The organism is Sporomusa sp. (genome assembly GCF_057736855.1).
The window spans coordinates 1-2,629 of record NZ_JBYKYF010000365.1 but is presented as its reverse complement, the minus strand read 5'-3'; the positions used below and the strand labels follow the sequence as shown (position 1 = coordinate 2,629).

The following is a 2,629-nucleotide window of genomic DNA, read 5'->3' as shown; positions in this document are numbered from 1 at the left end:
CCCCTGCTCCACTACACTTTATGCTTTACCCCAACATTTGACAAAGAACCGATTTTTTTCCAAGAATTTAAAAGCAGGATTTAAGTATATACCCAGAGAATACTTATTCAATAAAGATATTTAAATATCTATGCACTTATATTTTTGGACGGTGAAAACACATGCCTGCATTAGACCAGAATAATCAACAGGTTTCTCACGGAGCAAACCTGCTTATATCTATGTTGGTGCGTTACCCTGAGATTGGAACCATTAATTTTAATCCTGAAGATAATTCAATAACATTTACTTTTTTGATTTCTGGTATTCCCACCAATGGCGATTTTAAAAATCTTAAACGGCATATTATTAATAGTCTTACGGCATATCATGCATTAAAAGATACTAAAAGTTGTACCATTGATGTAGAATTAAGCTCATATGAGCAAGTAGCGATTTTAAGTATTATGCGAGATGTACATTCTATGTCTCAAGGAGAAATCAATTTAACGATAAAACTTCTTAGGGATTACTTTGGGGAGCGCTTAGTGACTGATTACAATGACACTATGCTAGAAGAAGATCTATTGTTGCAAGAAGAAGTCATTGAAAATATGCTGGAGAATATGCGGAAACAATATAATGATCATCACAGCCTGATTGCTATTCGCGAAGACGGGCGTGTTTTTGTGTTTAACAAATAATCATAAATAACTTCTTTGCTTGTGCCCTCACGAATGATATTGTCTACTATTAATGATCAGAAACATAATGAATTACTAAATAACATGAATTTTCTATAATAATTAGAATTTTTTATTTGTGAAAAAAGGTATTTTTTGCAACGCAACGAATATATCTAATTTATAGAAATAATATTGTTTTTTTATCAAAGGAGGGCACATAAAAGCATGGATGTCTTGAAAGTATCAGCAAAATCTAATCCTAATTCTGTAGCAGGGGCCTTGGCTGGAGTGTTAAGAGAACGTGGTGGTGCCGAGATTCAAGCAATCGGTGCCGGAGCACTTAACCAGGCTGTAAAAGCAGTAGCGATTGCACGAGGATTTGTAGCGCCTCATGGTGTTGATTTAATCTGCATTCCCGCCTTCACAGACATTCTTATTGATGGTGAAGAAAGAACCGCTATCAAGCTCATTGTTGAGCCACGATAAATAACAAATGCATGAAACCTGTTCATTGTGAACAGGTTTTAGTGTTTTTAATAAGGATTTTATGGCATAATAAAGTAAGACAGTTAAATTTAGTATAGGTCTTTTTCAACTTATGTCTAGCTAGGTGTGCTCAGAGTCTCGCAGATATGATGTGGGTTTTAGCCAACATCATATCTGTATTCATACAAGAATATTTTAAGGAGTGATAAAAATGGAAATTCAAGTAATTACTGGTTCGTTAACAGAAATTGTATGCGATTCTATGATTACTTATGTATTTGAAGACACTATGATTCCTGGCGGTGCAACGGGCACTATCGACAAAGCCCTTAGTGGACATATAACCGAAATCATCCGTGATATCCCGAGATGTGGAAAATATGGTGAAACAACAGTTGTTCATACATTTGGTGCTATTGGGGCAAAACGTATCATTTTGCTGGGCTTAGGTAAACAAAGCGAATTTACCTTAGACAAAGCACGCGCTTTGATGGCAGTAGCTATGCGAAGTGCCAGGAAGCATCATTCGAAAACAGTAGTGACAACCGTACATGGTGTTGATTGGGGAGGGGTAGATGAGTGCCAAGTATCGCAAGCCTTCGTTGAGGGAGCCATTATGGGGCTATATCAATTTAAGCATTACAAAACAAGTAAGTCAGAGGATCCTACCATTGAAAAATTTGTGATTGTGGTAAATGACAGTGGGAAAATTAAGGAGCATACGGAAGCTGTTCGCCTTGGCAAAATTATTGCTGAAAGTGTAAATTATTCCCGCGACTTGGTGAATCATCCGGCTCAACATATGACTCCTACTAAAATGGCCTGGCATGCTGCAGAGATTGCCAAACAGTATGGGATGGAGCTACAGGTACTTGAAAAAGAAGATATGGAAAAAAACGGGATGGGTGCCCTGCTGGCAGTTGCTCAAGGCAGTGCTGAACGTCCCAAACTCATTGTCTTAAAATATATGGGGAACCCGTCAAGCCAAGAGATTATTGCCTATGTCGGTAAAGGGATTACTTTTGACAGTGGTGGAATATCTTTAAAACCTAGTCAAAATATGGATGAAATGAAGGGGGATATGTCTGGTGGTAGTGCTGTTTTAGGTGCAATGTTGGCTATTGGCCAAATAAAACCTAAAGTAAATATTATAGCTATTGTACCATGTACAGAAAACATGCCATCAGGAACTGCCTTTAGGCCAGGAGATATTATTACATCTATGAGCGGTAAAACCATCGAGGTATTAAGTACTGATGCTGAAGGTCGCTTGATTTTAGCTGATGCCATTACCTATGCAAAGAAACTTGGAGCCACTAAACTGATTGATATTGCTACTCTTACAGGTGCGTGTGTTATTGCCCTTGGTAATGTTTATTCTGGTGTTCTGACCAACAATCGTGAGTGGCTTGCATCTGTTCCTCCAGCAGCACGGCAAATAAGGGAAAAAATGTGGGAGATTCCTAATGATGAAGCTT

At 38.0% G+C, this 2,629-nt stretch carries 3 protein-coding genes; all 3 read left to right on the top strand.

What is annotated here, in order from left to right:
- Positions 1-161: 161 nt before the first annotated feature.
- A complete protein-coding gene (locus AC29Z1_RS16255; RefSeq protein ID WP_488272497.1) occupies positions 162-683 on the top strand; it encodes a hypothetical protein in 522 nt (173 codons plus the stop codon).
- Between the two features lie 207 nt (positions 684-890).
- Positions 891-1,151 (top strand): stage V sporulation protein S, encoded by a 261-nt coding sequence (locus AC29Z1_RS16250; RefSeq protein ID WP_075755210.1) that lies wholly within the window; start codon positions 891-893, stop codon positions 1,149-1,151.
- Between the two features lie 211 nt (positions 1,152-1,362).
- A partial coding sequence (locus AC29Z1_RS16245; RefSeq protein ID WP_488272496.1) for a leucyl aminopeptidase family protein occupies positions 1,363-2,629 on the top strand: 1,267 nt, incomplete at its 3' end.